Annotated in this window: 17 protein-coding genes; 7 read left to right on the forward strand and 10 right to left on the reverse strand. The window is 72.6% G+C overall.

What is annotated here, in order from left to right; translation table 11 throughout:
- Positions 1-820: 820 nt before the first annotated feature.
- Positions 821-1,723, forward strand: coding sequence for a CAP domain-containing protein (locus ACFV0T_RS00085; RefSeq protein WP_385772675.1), 903 nt, complete (start codon positions 821-823; stop codon positions 1,721-1,723).
- A 101-nt stretch (positions 1,724-1,824) separates the two neighbouring features.
- Here the strand turns inward: ACFV0T_RS00085 and ACFV0T_RS00090 are convergent, their stop codons facing one another.
- The gene (locus tag ACFV0T_RS00090; protein WP_385772677.1) at positions 1,825-2,124 is read right to left on the reverse strand and encodes an SHOCT domain-containing protein; all 300 of its coding nucleotides are present in this window, start codon (positions 2,122-2,124) and stop codon (positions 1,825-1,827) included.
- Between the two features lie 133 nt (positions 2,125-2,257).
- Positions 2,258-2,683: a DUF6325 family protein gene (locus ACFV0T_RS00095; RefSeq protein ID WP_385773401.1), complete on the reverse strand. Its 426-nt coding sequence runs from the start codon at positions 2,681-2,683 to the stop codon at positions 2,258-2,260.
- A gap of 584 nt (positions 2,684-3,267) precedes the next feature.
- Between ACFV0T_RS00095 and ACFV0T_RS00100 the strand changes: the two genes are divergently transcribed.
- Positions 3,268-5,088 (forward strand): glycoside hydrolase family 15 protein, encoded by a 1,821-nt coding sequence (locus ACFV0T_RS00100; RefSeq protein WP_385772679.1) that lies wholly within the window; start codon positions 3,268-3,270, stop codon positions 5,086-5,088.
- Positions 5,089-5,124: 36 nt separating this feature from the next.
- Here the strand turns inward: ACFV0T_RS00100 and ACFV0T_RS00105 are convergent, their stop codons facing one another.
- A complete protein-coding gene (locus ACFV0T_RS00105) occupies positions 5,125-5,592 on the reverse strand; it encodes a MarR family winged helix-turn-helix transcriptional regulator (protein WP_385772681.1) in 468 nt (155 codons plus the stop codon).
- Positions 5,593-5,769: 177 nt separating this feature from the next.
- On the opposite strand from ACFV0T_RS00105, the gene ACFV0T_RS00110 reads away from it, so the two are divergent.
- The 3 genes from ACFV0T_RS00110 (at position 5,770) to ACFV0T_RS00120 (ending at position 9,530) form a co-directional block, all read left to right on the forward strand.
- Complete coding sequence (locus tag ACFV0T_RS00110) at positions 5,770-6,810, forward strand: hypothetical protein (RefSeq protein ID WP_385772683.1); 1,041 nt, start codon at positions 5,770-5,772, stop codon at positions 6,808-6,810.
- Between the two features lie 96 nt (positions 6,811-6,906).
- Entirely contained in the window at positions 6,907-7,836 is a 930-nt protein-coding gene (locus ACFV0T_RS00115) for an NAD(P)H-binding protein (protein ID WP_385772685.1), read from the forward strand.
- Between the two features lie 311 nt (positions 7,837-8,147).
- The gene (locus ACFV0T_RS00120) at positions 8,148-9,530 is read left to right on the forward strand and encodes an MFS transporter (RefSeq protein WP_385772687.1); all 1,383 of its coding nucleotides are present in this window, start codon (positions 8,148-8,150) and stop codon (positions 9,528-9,530) included.
- Between the two features lie 36 nt (positions 9,531-9,566).
- Here the strand turns inward: ACFV0T_RS00120 and ACFV0T_RS00125 are convergent, their stop codons facing one another.
- The 4 genes from ACFV0T_RS00125 to lnt form a co-directional block, all read right to left on the reverse strand.
- Entirely contained in the window at positions 9,567-11,510 is a 1,944-nt protein-coding gene (locus tag ACFV0T_RS00125) for a helix-turn-helix domain-containing protein (protein WP_385772689.1), read from the reverse strand.
- Positions 11,511-11,587: 77 nt separating this feature from the next.
- Complete coding sequence (locus tag ACFV0T_RS00130; RefSeq protein ID WP_385772691.1) at positions 11,588-12,388, reverse strand: 3-hydroxybutyrate dehydrogenase; 801 nt, start codon at positions 12,386-12,388, stop codon at positions 11,588-11,590.
- Between the two features lie 98 nt (positions 12,389-12,486).
- Entirely contained in the window at positions 12,487-12,966 is a 480-nt protein-coding gene (locus tag ACFV0T_RS00135) for an NUDIX domain-containing protein (RefSeq protein ID WP_385772693.1), read from the reverse strand.
- Positions 12,967-13,033: 67 nt separating this feature from the next.
- A complete protein-coding gene (lnt, locus tag ACFV0T_RS00140; RefSeq protein WP_385772695.1) occupies positions 13,034-14,644 on the reverse strand; it encodes an apolipoprotein N-acyltransferase in 1,611 nt (536 codons plus the stop codon).
- Between the two features lie 349 nt (positions 14,645-14,993).
- On the opposite strand from lnt, the gene ACFV0T_RS00145 reads away from it, so the two are divergent.
- A complete protein-coding gene (locus tag ACFV0T_RS00145; RefSeq protein ID WP_385772697.1) occupies positions 14,994-15,998 on the forward strand; it encodes an O-antigen ligase family protein in 1,005 nt (334 codons plus the stop codon).
- A 17-nt stretch (positions 15,999-16,015) separates the two neighbouring features.
- Here ACFV0T_RS00145 and ACFV0T_RS00150 read toward each other — a convergent pair whose 3' ends face one another.
- Together ACFV0T_RS00150 and ACFV0T_RS00155 are read right to left on the reverse strand one after the other, a co-directional pair.
- Positions 16,016-16,561, reverse strand: a complete 546-nt coding sequence (locus ACFV0T_RS00150; protein WP_385772699.1) for a hypothetical protein — start codon at positions 16,559-16,561, stop codon at positions 16,016-16,018.
- A 105-nt stretch (positions 16,562-16,666) separates the two neighbouring features.
- Positions 16,667-17,452, reverse strand: coding sequence for a glutamate racemase (locus tag ACFV0T_RS00155; RefSeq protein ID WP_385773403.1), 786 nt, complete (start codon positions 17,450-17,452; stop codon positions 16,667-16,669).
- A 39-nt stretch (positions 17,453-17,491) separates the two neighbouring features.
- Between ACFV0T_RS00155 and ACFV0T_RS00160 the strand changes: the two genes are divergently transcribed.
- Entirely contained in the window at positions 17,492-18,730 is a 1,239-nt protein-coding gene (locus ACFV0T_RS00160) for a glycosyltransferase (RefSeq protein ID WP_385772701.1), read from the forward strand.
- A gap of 15 nt (positions 18,731-18,745) precedes the next feature.
- Here ACFV0T_RS00160 and ACFV0T_RS00165 read toward each other — a convergent pair whose 3' ends face one another.
- Positions 18,746-20,071, reverse strand: coding sequence for a TerD family protein (locus ACFV0T_RS00165; RefSeq protein WP_385773405.1), 1,326 nt, complete (start codon positions 20,069-20,071; stop codon positions 18,746-18,748).
- Positions 20,072-20,306: the final 235 nt, after the last annotated feature.

The raw sequence follows: 20,306 nt of genomic DNA on the forward strand, positions 1-20,306 counted from the left end.
TACATATCGACCCTCAGTCTTCTTGCTACCAGCGATCCGGATCCGGCGGGACGTCTGAATGGGCCGTTCCAGTGACACACCCCGGGGAGCGATCGGGTCCGATCGTCGGTCACGCCGGGCCGATCGGCCGCGGAGGCAGGCTGTGAGGTCACCTGAAAGCACGCGCCGCCACGGACCGGGACGGGCTCCGGCGGCGGCCTCGCCTGACCGACCCTCGCAACCGGCCCGTGCGGCCGACCCGAGTGATCGACTCGCGCGACCGACCCCGTGCGGCCGACCCGAGTGATCGACTCGCGCGACCGACCCCGTGCGGCCGACCCCGGAGACCGGCCCCGGAGACCGGCCCCGGAGACCGGCCCCGGCGACCGATCGCGCCGGCCGAGACCGAGGCCGAGCAAAAACCGGAGGCTGCGGTTCCGTGACATGCCTCATATCGGCTCCACGCACTAGGCGTGCCGAATAGTAGATGCCGCTCTGGCGACATATGGGATTTGTCCGGCTTGACCTGGGCGCTTATCACACCGGACGGGACGACATTCCCCACAGCAGGCGATTTCACCCTCGCTCGGCCTCACAACGGTTTCTGACGCGGCGACAGGCCCTCCCCCGCGTACGCGCAGGCCGTGACAGCACGCCCGCACGCCCCTGGCAAGGGTCTTGGGTCCCTACGAAGCGGGGTAGTACGAAGACCCTTTGCGCTCGATGTGAGGACTTCCTAAGAATGACGAACCTCAGGACGTCTTCGCAGCTCAGGAGCGGAGTCTGCGCAGAGCCAGCCGCCGCACAAGGGGCGCTCCGCGACTACCGAGTGAGGTCTCTCATGGGGAACCATCGCAAGATCAACCACCTCCGACGGATAGCCGTCGCCGTCATCGCCGTGGGCACCGTGGGCGTACCGTCCGTCGCCATGGCCTGCACCGACTGGCCGAACGGCGGAGGAGAGCAGATCTCCACCGCCGCCGCGCGGCCCGCGTCCACGTTCTGGCGGGGCGAGGCCGCCTGGGACCACGACTGGAGCGGCGTCGACGTCAACGCGCCCGCTTCGGCGGCACCGCGGACGGCGGCCGCCGCGAGCCCTTCGACGATCGCCGCGCCGCAGCACCGGACCACTGCGCCGAAGCACCGGCACCCCGCGCCGAAGCACTGGCACGCCGCGCCTTCCGGCACCACGACGACCGCGGCCCCCAGGCCCTGGACCACCAAGGCCCCCCGCCCTCCGCAGACCGCCACCCCCACGACTCCCTCCACCCCCTCCACGCCCGCCGCCCCCTCCACGCCCACGTCCGCGGCCCCCACCTCCACGGCGCCCACGGCCACGAGCACCCCGTCCCCCACGGCCAGCGCCTCCGGTGACGTCGCTCGTGTCGTCCAGCTCGTCAACGCGGAGCGCGGCAAGGTCGGTTGCCCGGCCCTGACCCTGAACGCGACCCTGACCAAGGCCGCGCAGGCGCACAGTGCGGACATGGCCTCCCACCGGAACATGTCGCACACCGGCTCCGACGGTTCCGACCCGGGTGAGCGGATCACCGCCGCCGGTTACACCTGGAGCACCTACGGCGAGAACGTCGCCTACGGTTACGCCGGTCCCGAGCAGGTCATGGCCGGCTGGATGGCCAGCCCCGGCCACAAGGCCAACATCCTCAACTGCTCGTTCAAGGAGATCGGCGTCGGCCTCGCCGAGCCCGACAGCTACTGGACCCAGGACTTCGGCACCGCCAGGTAAGCGGCGACAGGACAGCGGACATCAGGCTCCCGACGACCGACCGCGCGGTGGCGCGAAGGTCGTCGGGAGCCTGATGTCGTGCGGCGGAGCCGGCGGCCGGGTCAGCCGAGGATCCTGCGCTTCTGCTCCGCGAACTCGGCCTCGGTGAGGGCGCCCTCCGCCTTGAGGTCCCCCAGCTCCTTCAGCTGATCGATCTTGATGCTCATACTGTCGGCGGGATCGAGCGGATCGGATGCCACGGGAGGGGGCGCGACAGCGGGCGCGGGCTGCTGCGGCGCGCCGCGCTGGACCTCCTGCCGAGCCCAGCGGCCCTGCTGGCGGCGCGACACACGGTTCGACACGGCAGTGGCCGTACCGGCCACCGCGGCTGTGCGGGCGACCCCGCGGAGAAGACCTGGCACGGTGGTTTCCCTTCTCCCAGGAGGCGTACGAAACACCGCCGCGTGAGCATTCGTGTCCATGTGAGACATCCACGTCCATTGGAACACCGCGCGGAAACCGTCGCACCTCAGCCTCGCGGGACCGCCGCCCACCTCAGCGGCGTTCGGCGTCCGTCGCGTCCAGCGCGGCCAGGACGGCCGGCACCGGGATCCGTCCGGAGGCGATCATCTGCGCACCGCCCCGGCGCAGGGCGGCGGCGAAGGGCGCCGCCCAGAGGTTCTCGTAGACGAGGATTCCGGCGGAGTTGCCGGGTGCCAGCACGGCGGCCGCCTCCTCGATGTCGTCCTGGCCCAGGATGCCGGAGGACGCGCCCTCGAAGACGGCCAGCTCCGGGGCTCCGTCGTCGGCGAGGTCGGCGATCTCCAGACCGACCACGGATCCGTCCGACCGCTTGCCGACGAAAATCAGATCGAGAATCCGAATGAGGCCGCGGTCCACCAGATCGACCAGGATGGGAAAACCCTCGCCGGTCATACGGTTGCCGGGAAACTCGACCACGACGTAGTCGATCGGTCCCATTTCGACAGATTCTTCGCCCACGATGTCACCCCTTGGGTGGTCACGGCGTTCTCCCTGCCCCGCAGTCCATTGCAGCATCGGAGCGCAGGCGCCGCATGTCGGTCCGTCACGGCCGGTCGGACTGTGCGTCGTCATCGCCGTCACCCGAGTTGCGGGGCATTCCGTCACCGGAGAGCTCCGAGGCATCGCCGACACCCGAGAGCTCCGAGGCCGACTCGCCGGGGACATCACCCGGGGATACCTTGGTGGTTGCCTCGGACGTCCTCTTCTCCCGGCAGCGCCGGTCCCCCGGCGACGCCGGACACCGGCACCCGCTCGGCCCCTCCGACGCCACACCCTTCCGCGCCTCCCGATCGGCGCGACCGTCACCCCTTCCCGAGGCCGGGTCGCCGTACCGCGCGTGGTGCGGGCTCACCGCGTGGGAGCCGTCGGCCGGGTGCCGCGGCTGAAGGTGTCTCTCGACGGTCGGCCGAACGCGGCGGCGGGAGGGCCGAGTCGACGGTGACGGCGTCGGCGTGTTCCAAGTCGGGCGGCCCGCAGCCGACCCGTGTGTCGCCTGCGGCGGCCCGCCAAGGAGAGCAAGCATGGATCGCTATCCGCCCATCGCCGACCACGGGCTGGTCGGTGACCTCCAGACCGCCGCGCTGGTGTCGTCGCACGGGGTGATCGACTGGTTCGCGGCCCCACGCTTCGACTCTCCGAGCATCTTCGCCGCCCTGCTCGACCACGACGGCGGCGGATATTTCCTGCTCGCGCCCGAGAGCCCCGAAGGGACCTGGAAGCAGCTCTATTACCCGGACACCGCCGTCGTGGTGACCCGCTTCATGTCACCCGACGGCGTCGGCGAGATCATCGACCACATGCCGGTCCACACGGGCCTGACGCCGAACGACCGGCACAGCCTGGTGCGTGTCGTCCGCGCGGTGCGCGGCAGCGTACGCTTCGTTCTCGAGTGCCGGCCGCGGTTCGACTACGCGCGGGCCGCCCACGAGCTGGAGGTGACGCCCGGCACGGCGACGTTCCGGGCTCCGGGGACGATGGCCTACCTCCAGAGCACCTTCCCGCTCGAACCGGACGGGCAGGACGTACGCGGCGCCGTCACCCTCAGCGACGGCGAGTCGGCCGCCGTGGTGTTCACCGCGTGCGCTCCGGGCGCGGAGCCGCCGCCGCCTCCCACCACCGAACGGATCACCGAGGCGCTCTGGGAGAACGTCGACTTCTGGCAGAAGTGGGTGCGCACCTCGCGCTACCGCGGCCGCTGGACGGAGACGGTGCACCGCTCCGCGATCACCCTCAAGCTCCTCACCTACGCTCCCACCGGCGCACCGGTGGCCGCCGCCACGATGGGACTGCCCGAGCGGGTCGGCGGTGAGCGCAACTGGGACTACCGGTACACCTGGGTGCGGGACGGCTCCCTGTCGGTGCGGGCACTGCTCGACCTCGGCTTCGTGGAGGAGGCGACGCACTTCACCCGCTGGCTCGGCGACCGGTTGCACGACCGCGAGGGGCCGGGCGACGAACCCCTCCAGATCATGTACCGGGTCGACGGCGACCCGCTGCTGACGGAGGAGATCCTGGAGCACTTCGAGGGCTATCGCGGCTCGTACCCGGTCCGGGCCGGCAACGCGGCCACCGAGCAGCTCCAGCTCGACATCTACGGCGAGGCCCTCTACGCCCTGGCCGAGGGCCGGGCGGTCGGCGAACAGTCGGGATACCACGGATGGAAGGGCCTGGCCGCGACCCTGGACTGGCTCGCGGACTCCTGGGACCGTCCCGACGAGGGCATCTGGGAGACCCGGGGCGGCCGCAAGGACTTCACCTACAGCCGGGTGATGTGCTGGGCCGCCTTCGACCGCGGTCTGAAGCTGGCGGCCGAGTTCAGCAGACCCGCCGACACCGCGCTGTGGACCCGGGCCCGGGACACGATCCTCGAACAGGTCATGGAGCGCGGCTGGAGCACGAAGCAGGAGGCCCTCGTCCAGCACTACGACGGTGACGTCCTCGACGCCTCCCTGCTGCTGGCACCCCGGGTCGGATTCCTGTCCCCCCGCAGCCCCGGCTGGCTCAGCACCCTCGACGCCATCGACCGCGTCCTCGTGTCCGACAGCCTCGTCTACCGCTACGACCCCGAGGCCTCCCCCGACGGGTTGCGCGGCTCCGAGGGAACGTTCAGCCTGTGCACGTTCCTGTACGTCGACGCCCTCGCCCGCGCGGGGCGCCTCTCCCAGGCCCGCTACACCTTCGAGAAGATGCAGACGTACGCGAACCACGTCGGCCTGTTCGCCGAGGAGATCGGCCCGAGCGGCGAGCAACTCGGCAACTTCCCGCAGGCCTTCACCCATCTCTCCCTCATCATGGCCGCGACGACACTGGACGAGGCCCTCGACGCTCGCCGTCGCGACTAGGCCTTCGGTAGGGCGCCGGCACCGCGGGCCAGGGCTTCACTCGGCCCAGGGCTGGAAGCCGGTGTCGAGGACGGCCGCGAGCGCCGCACGCAGCCGGGCCGCGTCGTCGGCGCCGTAGCTCTCCTCGAACCGGGTCTGCACCACGCTCCACAGCGGCAGCGCCGCCTTCAGCCGCGCGTGGCCGTCCGGTGTCATGGTGACGATCCGCGCACGGCGGTCGGCCGCCGACGGCTCGACGGTGACGAGGCCGTCCCGCACGAGCGGCTTGAGGTTCGACGCCATCGTCGTACGGTCCATGGCGATCATGTCGGCGAGGCTGGTGATCGTCGTCTCGCCGTGCGCGTTGAGCTTCTGCAGGATGCTGAACTGCGTGGCACGAAGACCGACCGGGGCGAGGGCCTTGTCGTAGGTCGCGCTGAGGTACCGAGCCGCCTTGCGCAGTGCCAGGTTGTTGCAGAATTCGGTGGAGCGCGTGGGCGCGGGGGTCGTCGGCGCAGGGGTCATGGTCTCCTCCAGGGTCGCCCGTCCATGATACGAGCCTATGCTCCTAATCTGCCGCCGGAGTTTGCCCTCGCATCATTAGGAGCATATGCTCCTAATGGTGACCCGGGCGGCCCGTGTCACGCCTGCCCCCGGCCGAAACTGTGCCGCGCCGCACCCCCCTCCCCAGAAAGCCCCCGTATGCAAACCCCTGTCGGATCCGCCCCCGAGCGCGAGCAGACCTCCGCCGCTGCGGCCTCGCAGCACCGGCGTCACGCCGCCCGTCACCGGCCGCCGGTGCGGGCCTGGCTCCAGCCGGCCGTGATCGCCTTGATCGTCGCGACGGCCTTCGTCAGCTGCTACGTCGGCCTTCAGCGCAACCCGCAGCCGCATCAGATCCCGCTCGCCGTCGCCGGGCCCGGCCTGCCGGACGCGATCCACGAGGCCCTCGGCGACAGCGTCGAGGTCCGCCCGGTCGCCGACGCCCAGGCGGCCCGCCAGGCGCTGGAGGGCCACGACGTCGTCGCCGCGCTCAGCGCCGAGGGCCCGCACCAGCTGCGCCTGGAGGTGGCGGGCGCCAACGGCACGTCCACGACGACGGTGGTGAAGTCCCTCGTCGGCGCCTACGCCCACGGTGCGGGCGAGCGCGTCACCACCGAGGACGTCGTCCCCTTCGACCACTACGACGCACGAGGACTGGCCGGCTTCTACATGGCCTTCGGGGTGACTCTGGCCGGTTTCGTCCTCGGCTCGAACGTTCTCGGCCTGGCCGGTCTGCTGCTCCTGCGCCACCGGTTCTGGCTGCTGGCCGGTGCCTCCGTCGCGATCGGCTCGGTCGCCTCGATCATCGCCGGCCCCGTGCTGGGAGCGGTCCCGGCCCCGGTCCTGCCGCTGATCTTCACCCTCGCGCTGCTGGCCGCCGCCGCCGCGTTCACCACCAAGCTGCTGGGAACCTACCTCGGCCCCGTCGGCGTACCCGTCGCCACCCTTCTGCTCCTCACCGTCGGCAACGCCACCAGCGGCGCCACCATCGGCGCCGACCTGCTGCCCGCCGCGGCCCGAACCGTCTCCGCGCTGCTGCCGCCGGGCGCCGCCGTCCGCGCCGTCACCGACCTGAGCTACTTCGACGGCGCGCACGCGGCGGTCCCTGTGCTCACACTCGCACTGTGGGCCGTCATCGCCGCGCTGCTGCTCGGCATGCGCTCGCGCCTGACCCGGCAGCGCGCCGCGGCCCCGGCCTGAGGCCGCGCCGCCGGCTCCGACCCGGTGATCGCACGCCCGATCAGCCTGATCGCACCCCCGATCAGCCGTTCAGCCGATTCAGAAGGAGTTCGACCGATGGCTACCAGCAACCTCGTTCTCGTCGGCAACGCCGGTGACGTCGGCCGTGGCGTCCTCGAACAGCTGCGCGCGCGGGACGTGCCGGTGCGCGCGATGGTCCGCCGCGACGACGACCGCGCGGCAGCGCTGCGCGCCCTCGGCGCGGAGGTCGTCATCGGCGATCTGACCCGGCCCGAGAGCGTCGCGGCGGCGCTGCGGGGTGTCGCGAGAATGTATTTCGCGATGCCCGTGTCCCCGGACCACGTCCTCGCGACGACCGTGGTGGCCTCCGTGGCGCGCGAGTACGGGGAACTGGACGGCCTGGTCGACATGTCCCAGATGACGGTGTCGCAGATGACCGCCACCAGCACCACGGAGTCGAACCAGCAGCGGCTGCACTGGCTGGCCGAGCAGGTGCTGGACTGGTCGGGTCTGCCGGTGGTGCACATCAGGCCGACAGCGTTCCTGGACAACCCGCTGTTCACCACGCTGGCGGCACGGTCGATCCAGGACAACGGCACGATCGTGCTGCCCTTCGGCAGCGGGCGCACCTCGCCGGTCGCCGTCGACGACGTCGCCCGGGTGGTCGCCACCGTGCTGCGCGACCCGGCCCCGCACGTCGGCGGGGTCTACGAGCTGACCGGGCCGCGCACGCTCGACATGATCGAGATGGCCGAGGAGTTCTCCCGGGGGTTGGGGCGGACGGTGAGTTATGTGGACATGCCGCTGGACCGGTGGCGGGCCGAGGTGCTCGCCAAGGCGGGGCTGCCACCGCACACCGAACAGCACATCGCCACCATGGCCCGGCTGCACCGAGAGAACCGCTACGACCGTGCGTCCGACGACGTCGAACGCGTGACCGGCGTACCGGCCCGGTCGGCCGAGGCGTTCGTGGCCGCACGCAAGGACTTCTACCTCGGCCGCCCCACCCGGGAGGCCGGCCACTGACACCATGACGGCCCGCCGGTGCGCCGCACCGGTCCGCCGGCATGCGCCGGACCGCGTCGGCACGGCTTCTGTGGCGGCGACGGCCGTGTCGTGCCATACCGAGCCAGTCGATGCCGCCCGGCAGGCGCTGTGCCCGCGTCTGCCGCTCCCCGCAGCTGCGCCCGCGCCTCTGGACCCGCGAGGCAGGCATGGGCGTATCACGTACACCTCTCCCCCGAACTATGTAGTCCCACCACATGTGCGCGAGACCTGCGGCTTCCTACGGTGTGCCGACACGTACCCGTCCCCACCGCACCGAGGAAGTGGCGCACATGGCCTCAGCAGCATCCGCTCCCCCGACACCCTCCAACCTCAAGCGCATCGTCGCCGCCAGCCTCATCGGCACCACCATCGAGTGGTACGACTTCTTCCTCTACGGCTCCGCCGCCGCGCTGGTCTTCAACAAGCTGTTCTTCCCGGACTCGGACCCGCTGGTGGGAACGCTGCTGTCGTTCCTGACGTACGCCGTCGGGTTCGCCGCCCGGCCGCTGGGCGCGCTGGTGTTCGGGCACTACGGCGACCGGCTCGGACGCAAGAAACTGCTCGTGCTGAGCCTGCTGTTGATGGGCGGGGCCACCTTCGCGATCGGGCTGCTGCCGACGCACGCGACCGTCGGGGCGGCCGCCCCGGTGCTGCTGACCGCGTTGCGCCTGGTGCAGGGGTTCGCGCTCGGCGGTGAGTGGGGCGGCGCCGTGCTGCTGGTGTCCGAGCACGGGGACGCGCGGCGGCGCGGGTTCTGGGCCTCGTGGCCGCAGACCGGAGCGCCCGCCGGGCAGCTCCTGGCGACCGGCGTGCTCTCCCTGCTGACCGCCGTGCTCTCGGACGACGCCTTCGGCAGCTGGGGCTGGCGGATCCCGTTCCTGCTGTCCGGTGTTCTCGTCGTCGTCGGTTTGTGGATTCGTCTGTCTGTCGATGAATCGCCCGTCTTCCAGCAGGCGTTGGCACAGGCAGAGGTCCGCAAGGCCACGCACACCGACGAAGTGGAGCGGCTGCCGCTCGTGTCCGTGCTGCGGTACCACTGGCGCGACATCCTGGTGGCGATGGGTGCGCGCATGGCCGAGAACATCAGCTACTACGTCATCACCGCCTTCATCCTCGTCTACGCCACCACCTCGGCCGGCGTCTCCAAGCAGACCGCGCTCAACTCGGTGCTGATCGCCTCGGCCGTCCACTTCGCGGTCATTCCGGCGTGGGGCGCGCTGTCGGACCGCGTGGGCCGTCGGCCCGTGTACCTGCTGGGCGCGGTCGGTGTCGGGCTGTGGATGTTCCCCTTCTTCTCGCTCGTCGACACCGGCGACTTCGGCAGCCTCGTCCTCGCGGTGACGGTGGGCCTCGTGCTGCACGGGGCGATGTACGCGCCCCAGGCCGCCTTCTTCTCCGAGATGTTCGCGACCCGGATGCGCTACTCCGGTGCCTCCATCGGTGCCCAGTTCGCCTCCGTCGCCGCGGGCGCGCCGGCGCCGCTGATCGCCACCGCGCTGCTGGCCGACTACGACAGCTCGACTCCGATCGCCCTGTACGTGATCGCCGCGGTCGTCCTGACGGTGGTCGCCGTGGCGGTGGCCAAGGAGACCCGCCTGCGCGACCTCTCGGCGGTCGAGTCCGCCGCCGGGACCGAGCCCTCGACCGCTCCGGCGGACGCGCACAGCGTCTGACGTACCGGACCGCCGTACGCCCCTGGCCCCTCGGGGTCAGGGGCGGCCCGCGCCCGACAACCGGTGCAGGCGCAGGGCGAGTTGGATCTCCAGGGCACGGGCCGAACCCTGCCAGTCGTCGCCGAGCAGCCGACCGACCCGCTCCAGTCGCTGGGCGACCGTGTTGACGTGGACGTGCAGTGCGTCCTTGGTACGGGCCGGGCTCATGCCGCAGGCGAAGTACGCGTCGAGGGTGTGCAGCAGTTCGGTGCCGCGCCGCTCGTCGTAGTCGACCACCTGGCCGACGGTGCGGTCGACGAAGCCGGCTATGTCCCGGTCGCCGGCCAGGAGCAGCCCGAGGAAGCCGAAGTCGTCGGCGGCCGCGCCGTCGCCGCTGCGGCCGAGGAGGCGGAGGGCGTCGAGGCAGCGCCGGCCCTCCGCGTACGCCGCGGCCACGGCGTCCGGGTGCGCGGCGAGGTCGTCCACCGGTGCGGAGGCGCCGACGGTGACGGCTTCGTGGACGGCCGTACCCAGCTGCCGTGCGGTGCGGCGGGCGAGGTCCGTGACGGTGTCCCCCGAGGCGAGGGGCAGCAGCAAGACGGTGCCGCCGTCGCGGGCCGCGGCCAGGCCCTGGCGGGTGGCGGCGAGGTGGGATGCCGCCGACCACAGGCGCCGACGGGCGGCCGCCTCCTGGTCGGCGTCGGCCGTGGTGCCGTCGAGACGGGCGGCGAGCACGACGTGGGTGGCGTCGAGGTCGGCGTGCAGCCGGGACGCGCGGTCACGCAGCAGACGGGGGTCGCGGTCGCGGGCGTCCAGCAGGTCGTCGAGGAGTTCGCCGCGCACACGCTGTTCGGCCTCGGCGGCCGAGCGCCGGGCGAGGAGCAGCAGCGAGGTGACCATCGCCGCCCGTTCCAGGGTGCGCTGGTCGACCGGGTCGAGGCCCGGGTGGCCATGCAGCACGAGCGCGCCGAGCAGTTCGCCGCCGGCGGTCACGGCGGCGATCCAGTCCGTCCCGTGGCGTACCGCGTGCCCTTCGGCGCGGGACGCCTCCAGCGCCCGGGCCGGGGTGTCGGCGGACTCGGTGAACTCGACCGTGCCGTCCAGGACCTGGGAGACCGCGGCGGCCACGTCGTGCACGCCGCCGCCGCGCAGGACGAGTTCGGCGAGCCGGTCGTGGACGTCGGAGGCGCGCTCGATGACCCCGCTGCGGTCCTGGATGATCTCGTTGGCCCGTTCCAGGTCGGCGAGGGCGGAGCGGGTCTCGGTGAGCAGGTTGGCGGTGTCGATGGCGGCCGCGGCGAGGGCGGCGAACGAGCCGAGCAGCGCGATCTGTTCCCGCTCGAAGACACGGGCCCGGCGGTCCGCGGCGAACAGGACGCCGATGACGTGCGGTCCCAGCATCAGGGGCACGCCGAGGATGGCGACCAGGCCCTCGTCCCGTACGCCCGCGTCGATGGCGGACGTGTGCTGGAAGCGGCCGTCGCGGAAGTAGTCGTCGGTGACGTAGGGGCGGGCGGTCTGGGCGACCAGGCCGCCGAGGCCTTCGCCCATCCCGAGGCGCAACTGCTGGAAGCGGGCCGCGACCGAGCCCTCGGTCACGCGCATGTACGTGTCGCCCCTGGCCGGGTCGTTCAGGCTGAGGTAGGCGACGTCGGTGCCGAGCAGCGACCGGGCGCGCTGGACGATCGCCGGGAGGACGGCGTCGAGGTCCCGCAGCCCGGCCAGGTCGTGCGCGGTCTCGAAGAGCGCGGACAGCTCGGCCTCGCGCCTGCGCCGTCCTTCCAGCTCCGAGCGCACCCGCAGGGCGAGCAGCTTGGCGTGTTCGAGTTCGGCGATCCGCTCGGCCGGCGCCCCGGCGGCGCGGGCGAGCAGCACCGGCCGTTCGTAGGCGTCGACGGCCGCGCCGCGGGCCAGCAGCTCCAGGAACGGCGCGTCGGCGCCGTGGGCCGACGGCTCGGCACCGCTGGCGGGGCGCTCGGCCGACAGGTGATCGCGGGACATGTTCACAGGATTCCTCATCACGCGGCCGCGCCGTCAGGCCTGTGGACAACTCGGACGCCCGAGGGGCGCGGACCGGTTCAGTGCGCGGTCCAGCCGCCGTCCAGGACCAGCGAGGTACCGGTCACGAACGACGCCTGCGGGCTGCACAGATACGCCACGGCCTCCGCGACCTCCGACGGTTCGATCAGGCGTTTGACCGCGGTGTCCTGGAGGAGCACCTCGGACAGCACGCGGTCCTCGGGGATCCCGTGTGCCCGCGCCTGGTCGGTGAGCTGCTTCTCGACCAGGGCGGTCCGCACATAGGCGGGGTTGACGCAGTTCGAGGTGACGCCGTGCGCGGCGCCTTCCAGGGCGGCCGTCTTGGACAGTCCTTCCAGGCCGTGCTTGGCGGCCACGTAGGCGGACTTGTAGGCCGAGGCGCGCAACCCGTGCACCGAGGACACGTTCACGATGCGGCCCCACCCCTGCCCGTACATGTGCGGCAGGGCGCCGCGGATCAGCCGGAACGGCGCTTCCAGCATCACGGTGAGCACCGTGTGGAAGACGTCCGGCGGGAACTCCTCGATGGGGCACACCAGCTGGAGGCCGGCGTTGTTGACCAGGATGTCGGTGCCCGCGGCGGCGATCTCGGCGGTGTCCAGGTCGGTGAGGTCGAGGACGTGCGGCTCGACACCGCCCGGCAGTTCCGTCGCCTGCTCGGCGAGCGCCTCCAGGCCCCCGGCGTCCCGGTCGACCGCTCTCACCTCGGCCCCGGCGGCGGCCAGCCGCAGGACGCAGGCGCTGCCGATACCGCCGGCGGCACCGGTGACCAGGGCGGTGCGACCGCCGAGGTCGAGGGGGAGAGCGTGGGGGGCGGGGAGGGCAGTGGGCGCGGTCATGGTTCGACCCTAGGCAGCCGACCCGCGCCACCCCATGTGCGCATCGCCCATACTTCGGAGTGATCTCATGGGCGCGCCAGCCATGCTGCCCCGCCGTCTCAGACGGGACTCGTGGGGTCGAACCAGGTGGCCGCGTCCGACAACGCCTGCTTGATCCGGAACTGCCCGAACGCGTTCAGCTCCGGCAGGGCGTCCACCTCGAACCAGCCCACCTCGATCGACTCGTCGTCGTTCACCCGTGCCTCCCCGCCGACGGCGCGGCAGCGGAAGGTGATGTCCATGTACTGACAGTTGTCCCCGTTGGCGTACGTGACCGGCTCCAGCGCCTGGACGAGGACGACCCGCTCGACGACGCACCGCACCGCGGTCTCCTCCTCGACCTCCCGTACGGCGCACGCCGCCGGCTGCTCCCCCGGTTCCGGGATACCGCCGATGACGGACCACTTGCGGGTGTCGGAGCGGCGGCCCAGCAGCACTCGGCCCGCGTCGTCGAAGACGATGGCGGTGACCCCGGGCAGCCAGAGCAGCTGGTGGCCGGCGGAGGCCCGGAGCGTGCGGATGAAGTCAGGAGTAGCCATGGGCCGACCCTAGCGGGTCGGCCCTGTCACCCCAGGTGGACCGCAGCGGCGTACGGCGGATGTACGGCTACACGCCACCGGCGCGCCGCCCGCGCACCCCGGCGGCGACGGCCCAGCCGAGTCCGCCGACGGCGACGAGCACGAGGGCGATCTCCGGCAGGATGCCCAGCCGCGTCGCGGGCGTCTCGGAGGAGCGCAACGGCACCTTCTGCACGAGGGAGTCGGCCACGAACATGCCGGTCTTCTGGGTGATCGTCCCGTCCGGCATGATGATCGCGCTGACGCCGCTGGTCACCGGGACGGTGACGGTCCGGCTGTGCTCGACGGCGCGCACCCGGGACATGGCGAGCTGCTGGTAGGTCATCTCGCTGCGGTCGAAGGTGGCGTTGTTGCTCGGCACGGAGATCAGCTGGGCGCCGTGGGTGACGTTGTCGCGCACGGCCCAGTCGAAGGCGGCTTCGTAGCAGGTCGCGAGGCCGACCTTGGTGCCGTTCATGTCGAACACGCCCGGCTTGCTGCCCCGGCTGAAGTCCTGGCGGACCATCGTCGTCCAGTCCTCGTTGATCGCGCCGAGGAGCGAGCGCAGCGGAAGGTACTCGCCGAACGGCTGGATCTGCCGCTTGTCGTAGGTGTCGACGGCGCCCTTGCTCGGGTCCCAGAGGATCTGCTCGTTGAAGAGCTTGCCGTCCCGCTCGACGACACCGCCGACCGAGATGGGCGCGCCGATCGCCTTGGCCGCCTGGTCGATGACGGCGGCCGCGTCGGGGTTGGCGAAGGGGTCGATGTCGGAGGAGTTCTCCGGCCACAGCACGAAGTCGGGCCGGGGCACCTTGCCCGCCCTGACCTCGGCCGCCAGGCGTTCCGTCTCGCGCGCGTGGTGGTCGAGCACGGCCCGCCGCTGCGCGTTGAACTCCAGACCCAGGCGCGGAACGTTGCCCTGGATGACGGCGACGGTCGCCGTGCCGTCCTCGGCCTCGTCACTGACCAGCGGGCGGGCGGCGACGGCGGCCACCACCGGCACGGCCACGCTCAGCAGGGCCACGGCCGCGGCGGACCGCCGCACGGTACGCGTACCGCGCGCCTCGAGGGCCAGTCGCACGACCTCGTACAGGCCGAATCCGCACAGGACGACCGCGAAGCCGAGCACGGGTGTGCCGCCGACCGCCGCGAGCGGCAGGAAGACGCCGTCCGCCTGCCCGAACGCGATCTTGCCCCAGGGGAAGCCGCGGAACGGCACACGCGCGCGTGCCGCCTCACCGGCGATCCACACCGCCGCCGCCCACAGCGGCCAGGCGGGGAGCCGGGACACCGCGGCGACGCCCGCGCCGACCAGCGCGACGAAGATCGCCTCGATGACGACCAGGGCGATCCAGGGGCCGGGGCCGACCTCCACACCGGTCCACACCAGCAGCGGCAGCAGGAAACCGAGACCGAAGAGGTAACCGAGACCGAGGCCCGCCTTCCAGCTGCGGCCGCGCAGCACCCAGCCGAAGACGGCGAAGGCCGGCAGGGCCAGCCACCACAGGGTGCGCGGCGGGAAGCTGACGTAGAGCAGCACTCCGGAGAGCGCCGCGGCGATGGCCGGGACGAAGCGCACGAGCCGCGCGCCGCGCGAGGCGGGCACGATCGGGGGCTCCAGCTGGTCCGACTGGCCCACGGAAGTTGCGGTGACGGTCACTCCGGGAGTGTACGGCGGGTGACCTTGACCCCGACAGCTCGGCCCGTGGGGCCACCCCGCGCCCTGCAACCCGCCCCGCGGGGTCGCGCCGGCCACTGCGGGCACCCCTGCCGCAACGTTCCTGCGCATCTCGGCGCAACTCATCCACAAACCGGCCATCAGCCGTTACGGTGTGCCGAAGCCTCAGTCGCAGGGCCGCTCACGGCCCGGACGGGGGGCCGGACGGCGGGGTCCGGCACAGGCCGGGGGCGACCGGGTTCGGGGGGACGGAGTGGGGTCCACGGGGAGGACGTCTACGGCCGGTCCGGCCACGGACGGCGAAAGACGAAACGTTTCCGACACGGCAGGTATGGCGGTGCTCGGGGCCTGCGCCGCCTGGTCGCTGATCACGGCGACCGCGCGCGACGGCCGCCCGGAGGGAATGCTGCTGGCCGTGCTCGCCGTGGCCGCCGGCTTCGCCGCGGGACGGATCTTCGGGGCACTGCTGCCGGTGGCCGCGCCCATCGTCGGCGCGCTGGCCGGGGTGGGCCTGGCGGTGACCCTGCCGCAGTTCGCCCCGGCGCCGCAGCTCGCCACCCCGCTCGGGCACGCCGGGGCCACCGCCGCGCTGCTGACCCTCTCGGCCGGCGCGGCGTGCTGCGCCGCCTGGGCCGCACCGACCCCCACGACACGGCTGGTACTGCGCCTCGCGGCCGCCGCGATCGCCGTGACCGCGGCGGTCCTCGGCTCGGTCACCGGCGTCGTCACCTGTACCGCGGTGCTGCTGTGCTCGCTCGCCGCGGGCCGGATGCGCCACCGCGGCCGGGGCATCGCGGGACTGGCCATGGCCGCCGCCCTGGTGACCGGCCTGACCTGGGCGGTCGCCGGAAACGCACTGCCGGACGGACTCGCCGCGTCCCTGGAGGGTCAGCTCACCTCGCACCGGGTCGCGCTGTGGCACGACGCCCTGCACCTGGCGCACCAGGACACCACGCTGGGCGTGGGCCCGGGCCGCTTCGGGGACCTCAGTACGACGGCGGCCCAGTCGACGCCCGCCGACGGGAAGCCGCACTCGGCGCCGTTGCAGCAGGCGGCCGAGCAGGGTGTGGTCGGCGTGGCCCTGCTGGCGGCCGCCTTCGGCTGGCTGCTCTTCGCGCTGTGGCGCTCGCCGCGCCCCACGCCCGTCGCGCTGACCGCGGGCGCGGCCCTGACGGCGCTGGCGGCCATCGCGGCGGTGGGCGACGCGCTGAGCTTCACCACGGTGTCCGTGGGCGCGGGCCTGCTGGCGGGCCTCGCCACGGCACGGCCGCTGTTCAGGGAGCCCGTGCCGAGCGGGACGGACGTACGCGCGCGTGGTGAGCGGTCAGGTGGGTGACGGCAGCCGCGTGACCCTCAGTGCAGCGGGCCGTGCGCGTTGGGGCGCAGCCGGTCCCGGATGACCCGTACGGCCGCCTCGGCGTCGTCCACGGTGATGGTGAACGTGTGCCCGTCCCACAGGCGCAGCACCACGCCCTCACCACGGCGCACGACGACCGCGGTGCCCTTCTCCGGCAGCCAGCGATAGCCCCAGCCGCCCCAGTGTCGCGGGGTGACGAGGGGGGCGAAGTCGGCGCCCGCCACATGCGACAGCGGGATGCGGCGGCGCGGCACGCCGATGTGACCGCAGCGAACTTCGAGGGACTCCTTGTCTAGCTTCAGGTCGACGTGCACGAAGGCGAGGGTGCCGAAGAGGACGAGCAGCCCGGCCGCGATGCATCCGACCACGGCCATGACGAGCGCGGCCGAGCCGGACGCCCATGCGGAGTCGACGGCCAGCTGGATGCCGAGCGCCAGGCAGGCGGCGCCGCCGAGCGCCAGTAGCCACTGGAAGCGGTTGGTCGCGCGCCCGGTCCAGATGTCCGGGTGCGGGACCTTCTCGTCGTGGGGGTGGTCCCTCATGGCTATGAGGTTACTCAGGTTTCGCTGCGCGGGTACCTCGTCGCACGGGGTGACTCCGCCACTCGGGGGTCCCGCGAAGGGAAGGCGTCCGGTCGGCGACCGGACTCACGAGGCGGGGCTGACCGCCGGCAGCAGCCGCCCTTCGGCGTACGCCAGCGCGGCCGCCGGCAGGGTGCCCGCGCGCCCGCTCAGCAACACGGCGAGGGAGCCGACCGGCGGGGCCTCGGGGTCGGGGAGCTCGCCGATGCGGCGCAGCGCCTGCGCGGCCACGGCACCGGCGGAGCCGTGCAGGACGAGCGGTGGGCGCTCGGGGCGCTGCACGGCGGCGCGGATGCGGTCGGCGACCAGCTCGTAGTGGGTGCAGCCCAGGACCACGGTCGTCACGTCCGCGGGGGTCAGCGCGGCGGCCGCGGTGACGGCGGCGTCGATGGCCGCCTCGTCCGCGTGTTCGACGGCCTCGGCGAGTCCCCAGCACGGCACCTCGGTGACGGCCACACCGTCGGCGAAGTCCCGGATGAGTCCCCGCTGGTACGGGCTGCCGGTGGTGGCGGGCGTGGCCCAGATCGCGACGGGGCCGCCGCCGGCCGCGGCCGGCTTGATCGCGGGGACCGTTCCGACGACCGGGACACCCGGTTCGAGGCGGGCACGCAGCGCGTCCAGGGCGTGCACGCTGGCGGTGTTGCAGCCGATGATGAGGGCGTCCGGCCGATGGGCGACGGCGGCGTCCGCGACGGCCACGGCGCGCGCGGTGAGGTCCTGCGGAGTGCGCGGCCCCCAGGGCATGCCGTCGGGGTCCAGGGACAGGACCAGATCCGCGTCGGGTCGCAGGCGCCGTACCGCGGCGGTGGCCGCCAGCAGGCCGATTCCGGAGTCCATGAGCGCGATCTTCACCCGGCCACGATAGACGATGGGCTCCTGCACGCCGGTGGCGTGGGGCAGACTGCGCGGGTGAGCGCCATCGTGTGGACCGCCGCCGCCTCCCTCGCCGCCTGGCTGTGGCTGCTGCTCTTCCAGGGGTTCTTCTGGCGCACGGACGTCAGGCTGCCGCCGCGCCGGGAGCCGCGGGTGTGGCCGTCCGTCTGTGTCGTCGTACCGGCGCGCGACGAGGCCGCGGTGCTTCCGGCGAGCCTGCCGTCGCTGCTCGCCCAGGACTATCCGGGCCGGGCCGAGGTCTTCCTCGTCGACGACGGCAGCTCCGACGGCACCGGTGAGCTGGCGCGCGAGCTGGCGGCGCGGCACGGCGGCCTGCCGCTCACCGTGGGCTCGCCGGGCGAGCCGCCGGCCGGCTGGACCGGCAAGCTCTGGGCGGTGCGTCACGGTATCGGCCTGGCACGCACGCGTGACCCCGCCTACCTGCTCCTGACGGACGCCGACATCGCCCATGCCCCGGACAGTCTGCGGCGGCTGGTGGCCGCCGCGGACACCGGAGGCTTCGACGTCGTCTCGCAGATGGCCCGGCTGCGGGTCGAGAGCCTGTGGGAGCGGCTCGTCGTGCCCGCGTTCGTCTACTTCTTCGCTCAGCTGTATCCGTTCCGCCGGATCGGCAAGGAGACCAAGGAGACCGGGCAGCAAGGGGGGACAACGAAAAAGAAGAAGGGGACCCGCACGGCGGCCGCGGCGGGCGGTTGCGTCCTGCTGCGCGCCGAGGCGGCGGAGCGGGCCCGCGTCCCGGACGCCATCCGCCACGCCGTCATCGACGACGTGGCGCTCGCGCGGGCCGTCAAGCGGACCGGCGGCCGGGTCTGGCTCGGGCTGGCCGACGGCGTGGACAGCGTGCGTCCCTACCCGCGCCTGCACGACCTGTGGCGGATGGTGTCGCGCAGCGCGTACGCACAGCTGCGTCACAACCCCCTGCTGCTGGCCGGCACGGTCGCCGGGCTGGCGCTGGTGTACCTGGTGCCGCCCGTGGCGCTGTTCGCGGGTGCGGCCGCGGGCGACACGGCGGCCGCCGTCGCGGGCGGCGCGGCCTGGCTGGTCATGGCGGGAACGTACGTACCGATGCTCCGTTACTACCGGCAGCCGTTGTGGCTCGCTCCCCTGCTGCCGTTCACCGCGTTCCTGTACCTCCTGATGACGGTCGATTCCGCGGTGCAGCACTACCGGGGGCGAGGTGCCGCCTGGAAGGGCCGCACCTACACACGTCCGGACGCCGTCCCCGACGAGGGCTGAGCCCGCCGCCCCCGCCTATTTCCGGCCGGGGGTCCAGTCCATGCCCCACCCGTAGGCGTGGTCGACGGTCCGCTGCGGACTCACCCCGCGCTGGGGCACCAGGTAGCGGGCCTCGCGCTGGACGACGAGGTCACCTCCGTTGTTGGTGATGAGGGCGAGCGCGCACACCGTGGAGGGGACGGTGCACTCGTCGAGCGAGAAGTCGATCGGGGCTCCGAACTGAGGGGTGAGGGTGACCGTCGCGTGCAGATCCGCGAAGGAGCGAGCCCCCTCGTAGATCGTCACGAAGACGAGGATCCGCCGGAAGTCCCGGGTGTGGTCGAGATTGATCGTCATGTTCTCGCCGCTCGCCGACGCCCCGGTGCGGTCGTCGCCGTCGAGATGGATGTACGGCGGCCGCTGCAGGGCTCCGAACGCGTTGCCGAGGGCCTGGACGACACCCTTGCGGCCGTCGGCCAGCTCGAAGAGGGCGCACAGGTCGAGGTCGAGGTCCGCGTGCATCGCGACGGCCCGGCCGCGCTTGCTGCCCCACCCCGAGAACTGCTTGCGCACGTCCCAGTTGAGGTTCACGCGCATGGCACCCGAGGTGCCGCCCTGCTTGGTCAGCGAGACCGACGGGGCGGCCTTCGTGAGCGTGACCTTGGTCAGCCGGACCGGCTGGACGGGCGGCGCCGGGTGCTGCGGCGGGAGCGGCGCAGGGGCGTGGTGGACCGGCGGACCCTGGGGCGGCGGCGGCGCGTGGGGGACCGGCGGCGGGACCGTCACCGGCGGAGCCACCGGTGGCGGAGGGGCGACCGGGCTCGGTGCCGGTGCCGTGTGCTGCGGCTCGTCCACGGTGATACCGAAGTCCGTCGCCAGGCCCTCCAGTCCCCTGTCGTAGCCCTGTCCGACGGCACGGAACTTCCAGGCGCCCTGGCGGCGGTAGAACTCCCCCAGCACGAACGCCGTCTCGACGGTCGCGCCGGTGCTGTCGAAGCGGGCCACGACCGTCCCCTGCGCCGCCTCCCGGACCTCGATGTACAGGTCCTGGACCCGTCCGAACGTGCCACCGTCCGAGGAGGCGGCGAGGACCACCGTCTCGACGGCGGGCTCCACGCGCGCGAGGTCCACGAGCAGCGTGTCGGTCACCTGGCCGCCACCGTCCCGCTTGCCCTCGTGCCGGACCGCGCCCGACGAGTGCGCGGGCTGGTTGTAGAAGACGAAGTCCGCGTCGGAACGGACTTTCCCGCCCACGAGCAGCAGTGCCGACGCGTCCGCGTCGGGCACGCCGGGGCCGGACCGCCAGCCCAATTCGACGCGCAGCGCCGTGGTCGGCACCGGCGCATTCGATCCTTTCGGCATTGACATGTCCGCCCCCATCACGTGTCGCCGTGCCGGGCCTCCCGGCACTCCATTGGCTGCCTACAGGGTCAACCTATTCCGAGGGGCGGCGAAGTCCCACGAACAGCGCAGGAACAGGCGAGGTCAACCGCTGGTAACCCGCCGGGCACTTGGCCTTTACGGGATCTGAACCCTGCTTGGCGCCCCTTTTTCCCAAGTTCGCTCGCATTGGGGATACCGGGTCACTGCGGACACG

Source organism: Streptomyces sp. NPDC059582, assembly GCF_042735715.1.
Taxonomy (GTDB): domain Bacteria; phylum Actinomycetota; class Actinomycetes; order Streptomycetales; family Streptomycetaceae; genus Streptomyces.